General features: G+C 49.4%; 4 protein-coding genes, 1 pseudogene and 1 riboswitch. Of the genes and pseudogenes, 4 read left to right on the top strand and 1 reads right to left on the bottom strand.

Features of this window, described 5'->3' with window-relative positions; translation table 11 throughout:
* Positions 1 to 113: 113 nt before the first annotated feature.
* Positions 114 to 299 carry a hypothetical protein gene (locus ON064_RS17175; RefSeq protein WP_121301083.1) on the top strand — a complete coding sequence of 62 codons (186 nt, stop codon included), beginning with the start codon at positions 114 to 116 and terminating at the stop codon, positions 297 to 299.
* A 57-nt stretch (positions 300 to 356) separates the two neighbouring features.
* Here ON064_RS17175 and ON064_RS17180 read toward each other — a convergent pair whose 3' ends face one another.
* Positions 357 to 1,034 carry a DNA alkylation repair protein gene (locus ON064_RS17180; RefSeq protein ID WP_274625728.1) on the bottom strand — a complete coding sequence of 226 codons (678 nt, stop codon included), beginning with the start codon at positions 1,032 to 1,034 and terminating at the stop codon, positions 357 to 359.
* Positions 1,035 to 1,186: 152 nt separating this feature from the next.
* Here ON064_RS17180 and ON064_RS17185 point away from each other — a divergent pair, with 152 nt between their 5' ends.
* The 3 genes and pseudogenes from ON064_RS17185 to ON064_RS17195 all read left to right on the top strand — a co-directional run bounded on the left by ON064_RS17185 (position 1,187) and on the right by ON064_RS17195 (position 4,235).
* On the top strand, positions 1,187 to 2,047 hold the full coding sequence (locus ON064_RS17185) for a DUF72 domain-containing protein (RefSeq protein ID WP_274625729.1): 861 nt from the start codon (positions 1,187 to 1,189) through the stop codon (positions 2,045 to 2,047).
* Positions 2,047 to 2,878: pseudogene (locus tag ON064_RS17190) on the top strand (sulfite exporter TauE/SafE family protein). Before ON064_RS17185 ends, ON064_RS17190 begins: the two are co-directional and overlap by 1 nt.
* A 13-nt stretch (positions 2,879 to 2,891) precedes the next feature.
* A complete protein-coding gene (locus ON064_RS17195) occupies positions 2,892 to 4,235 on the top strand; it encodes a bifunctional metallophosphatase/5'-nucleotidase (RefSeq protein WP_274625730.1) in 1,344 nt (447 codons plus the stop codon).
* Positions 4,236 to 4,306: 71 nt separating this feature from the next.
* Positions 4,307 to 4,488: riboswitch (Lysine riboswitch) on the top strand.
* Positions 4,489 to 4,523: the final 35 nt, after the last annotated feature.

A 4,523-nucleotide genomic window follows, 5' to 3' on the forward strand; every position in this document is an offset into this window, starting at 1 on the left:
GATTTTTTATGCCGTTTTGGAGGAGTGGATTCCTCGTTTGCATGAACTTCGTTTTACTGCTTTTCCTAAGGGTATACAAATGGTGAAGCAAAATTTGAGGAGGGATTTTTCTAATGAGCCAAACTTTTGACGCGTTAAAAGAGAAAATCAGCAACGCTGATATGGGAGAAGCGAAAGAAATCATCACTCAAGTCAAGCAAGCATACGATGACGGCAAGATCGATGAAAACGAGAAGAACGAATTGATGGATCTCGCTAAATCCAAAATCGGTGGCGGTGGGCTCGGTGGGTTATTCTAAGAGCCTGCAGCCCAATTGAAAAAATAAGCTTTGGCGACCTTTAATGGATGCCAAAGCTTATTTTTTTATGTGTTTTAGAGCTTCCTGCTTGCTCAGTGGCTGAAGCGTATGTGTAGAGACGAAGTCCAAGACCCAAACGGAATCGGTTTTTGCATATTCCCGCAAAGCCCAGCCGATGGATTTTTGGATGAAGAATTCGCGAGATTCGGCATGTAGAGAGATGATGGAGCCGAGCAGTTTTGTGTCGGTCTGTTGTTTGAATTTCAGTTGGTGCAAAATGACAGCGCGCTGGGTCCATAAGTTTTCCGCATGTGCCCACTCAACAAGGAGCGGGGCAGTGGTTGTTCGGTCGAGCAATACAATATGACCGACGAGTTTCGGGGCAATGGTATCGACAGTGTCCCACCAGGAATTGGATTCGATCAGCAGGCGTAAAAACGGCAAGTCGCCTGGAGTTAGTTCCTTTTTCGCTTGTTCCAGCAATTCAATGGCCGCGTAATGATATTCACGTTCCGGCAGTGCGTACAATGTGTGGACGATGGACTTCAATTGTGCTTTTTCAGGGAGCAGAAAGGCGGATAGATGCTCTTTCATTAACGCGGTACGAAGAGGTTTCTGAATTCCTAAAAATGGGAAGTGGTGTTTCATATAAGCGGCCATCGGAGCGGCAAGCTCAGGGTTGCGATTGTCTTCAAAGCGTGAGATGAGGGCATCTGTGTCCCATTGTTTTTTCATTTCCAAAAACCTCCTGATAAATGGCTTGATATGCGATTGTAACCATGCGGGGAATAGGGGGCTTCGCCTGGCATTGCTTTCGCGAATCTCAAAAAGGACGCCTGTTTTGTTCTATGCTATCATAAAATAATAACGAAAATGGAGGCAGGGCGATGATTTATGTTGGATTGACGGGCTGGGGAGACCATCCAGATGTGTATAGCCCCGGGTCGAAACAAAAGGATAAATTGGTCGATTACAGTGCGCATTTTCCGATTGTGGAACTGGATTCTTCATTTTATGCAGTCCAGCCTGAGCGCAATATCAGCAAGTGGATTCGCGAGACGCCGGACAATTTCCAATTTGTCGTAAAAGCATATCAGGGCATGACCGGGCATCAGCGCGGGGAAAATCCATTCGAGACCCGCGAGGAGATGTTCGAAGCTTACAGATTGTCTGTCAGGCCGCTGAAAGAAGCGGGCAAGCTGGCGATGGTGCTGTTGCAGTTTCCGCCGTGGTTCGACTGCCAAAAAGATCATGTCGATGAAATCCGCGCCATTATCGGCGAATTGCAGGAATTCGACTTGGCGATCGAATTCCGCCATCAGTCCTGGTATGCGGACGGCATGAAAGAAAAAACGCTGGAATTCCTCCGCGAAAACGGGTTGATCCATTCGGTCTGTGATGAACCGCAAGCGGGGGATGGTTCGATCCCGCTTGTTCCGGAATCCAGCCGCAAAGACAAGGTGCTGCTGCGTCTGCACGGGCGCAATGTCCACGGTTGGCTGAATCCCGGCAATGCTGAAAAATGGCGGGAAGTGCGTTATCTATACGATTATAACCGTGAGGAACTAGAAGAAATCAGCCGAGCCGTGAAGCGTCTTGAACGACAGGCAGAGCAGGTATATGTGATTTTCAACAATAATTCAGGCGGGCATGCAGCGGGCGATGCGAAACAGTTTCAGGAATTGAATGGTTTGCATTTCGAAGGCTTGTCCCCGAAACAGCTCGACTTGTTCGAAGGCGGGTTCTGATGGTATTCCTGATCCTTCTAGTGACCGGGCTTGCTTCAGGAATCGTCGGAGCGCTCATCGGGCTTGGCGGTGGCGTCATCTTGGTGCCGGTGCTGTTGTTCCTCAGCTCCTCGGTCAGTTTATTTCCAGACTTATCGCCTCAACAGATAGTCGGTCTCTCGGTCGTCATGATGATTTTCACCGGTTTGTCTTCGACGATTGCCTATATGAAAGTTGGTACTGTCGATTACCGGAGCGGTTTCATTTTCTTTCTCGGCAGTGCGCCTGGAACCATTTTAGGTGCATTCGTCAACCGCAGTCTGGATGTACCGTCCTTTCAATTATATTTTGGCCTGCTATTGGTGTTCTTATCGCTGCTTCTGTTGCTCAGGGATCGCTTGAAGGCGGTGAGCTGGTTTGTCGATAACGGCAAAAAGCAAAGTTTCTATGACCGCAAAACCGATCAAGAATACGTCTACGGCTATCCGATATGGTTCGCGCTCGCGCTGACCTTCTTCATCGGCTTTGCTTCCGGGCTATTCGGCATCGGCGGCGGGTCCGATCCTCGTTCCCGCCATGATCCTGCTATTTTTATTTCCGCCTCACGTAGCTGTTGGTACGTCGATGCTGATGGTCTTTCTATCGGCCATCGTCAATTCCATCACGCATATTTCACTCGGCAATGTCCCGTGGATCTATACCTTGGCCATCATCCCTTCAGCATATATTGGAGCGAAGATCGGGGCGAGGCTGAACCGCAGCATCAAATCCGAGACTCTGGTTGTCGTGCTGCGGCTCGCATTATTATTACTCGGGCTCCGCTCGATTTACGAAGGAATTTTCAGTTCATAATGAGGTGTTTGACATGAGTGAAATCATCCATATTTATCATACGAACGATCTGCATAGCCATTTTGCGCACTGGCCCCGTATCCAATCCTTGCTGACGGAGCGCAGGCGCTGGCATGAAGAAGCGGGCGATGTGTGTTTAGTGCTCGATATCGGGGACCACGCTGACCGCTCGCATCCTTTTACAGAAGGCACGGCTGGCAAAGGCAATGTCCAGTTGCTCAATGAAGCCGGTTATGATGCAGTGACCATCGGCAATAACGAGGGCATTACGCTGTCCAAAGCTGAACTGGACGAATTATATGTACAGGCTGATTTTTCTGTCGTGGTCGCTAATTTATTGGACTTAGACGGCAAGCAGCCAGAATGGGCAAGCGCAAATCAGATTATCGTGACGAATGACGGAGTGAAAATTGGGCTTGTTGCTGCAACGGCAGAGTTCACACCGTTTTACCGTCGTCTCGGCTGGCAAGTAACGAGCGGCAGAGAAGCGATCAAGCGTGAAGCCGCAGAAATCCGCGGGTCGGTCGATTTTCTCATTTGTATGTCTCATCTTGGCATCAGGGAAGATGAACTGTTAGCAGCAGAATGCCCCGAACTCGATATTATCTTGGGGGCGCATACCCATCATTTATTCCACCAAGGAAAAGAAATCGGCGGGACCTTGCTTGGTGCTGCCGGCAAGTTCGGCTATTATATCGGCCATATTGAAATTGATATAACGACACGTAAGATGACAGCGGAAGTGATCGAGACCGACCAGTTGCCAGAAGCCGATAAAGGGTTCAATGACTACTTGGTCGGTGTCGGCAAGCAGCAAATGGCAGAGACGGTTTTCTACAATGACCATCATTTGAAAGCGGAATGGTTCAAACCGTCACCCATGGCAGAGCTGTTTGGCGATGCCCTGGTGTCGTTTGCTTCGGCGGATTGCGGATTGTTCAATGCCGGTATTTTCATGGAGGATATGCCGCAAGGGGAGATGACACGCTACGATTTCCACCGCATGCTTCCGCATCCGATCAATCCATGCGTCATCGATCTCAGCGGCGCGGAACTAAAGGAAATTTATCTCCAATCCTTGAACGAAGACTGGCCGCAACTTGAGCTCAAAGGCATGGGCTTTCGTGGCGCGGTATTCGGGCGGATGATCCATTGCGGGATGGACATGCACAATCACCAATTGATGGTGGGGGGCAAGCCAGCCGATCCGGACCGCATCTACCGGCTCGCGACGCTCGACCTGTTCACATTCGGCTATTTTTTCCCTGCCTTGAAGCGTGCACCGAAGAGTTATTTCATGCCCGAGTTCCTGCGTGATGTCTTTGGTGATTATTTCCGAATGAAAACCGTTAAATAGAAGGAACATTCAAAATGGACTGTTAGTTGATTTCGTGTGCTTTTTGGGCTATGCTTTTTATGAATTAGATATCGATGGGTAGAGGCTGCAGCCTTCATCAGTAGAATGTGCGAGTTTGACCGCGTAGACCACATTCGAAAGGGAAGCTTGCCGAAATTACCGTCTCCGGGTCAAGGGGCGGCGATTGGGGGCATTTCGAACAGGAATGCCACTGTCATTTGCAGCACCTTGCAGATGGAGAGCTACAGGGTTGTTTGATGCTTGTGCACACAGACGAATTGTAGGAAG

This window comes from Planococcus sp. A6 (assembly GCF_028823615.1).
GTDB lineage: Bacteria > Bacillota > Bacilli > Bacillales_A > Planococcaceae > Planococcus.

Bases quoted from the DNA above. Each gene is read 5' to 3' on its own strand.
- ON064_RS17175 (WP_121301083.1), top strand. From the start codon at position 114: ATGAGCCAAACTTTTGACGCGTTAAAAGAGAAAATCAGCAACGCTGAT.
- ON064_RS17180 (WP_274625728.1), bottom strand. From the start codon at position 1,034: ATGAAAAAACAATGGGACACAGATGCCCTCATCTCACGCTTTGAAGAC.
- ON064_RS17185 (WP_274625729.1), top strand. From the start codon at position 1,187: ATGATTTATGTTGGATTGACGGGCTGGGGAGACCATCCAGATGTGTAT.
- ON064_RS17195 (WP_274625730.1), top strand. From the start codon at position 2,892: ATGAGTGAAATCATCCATATTTATCATACGAACGATCTGCATAGCCAT.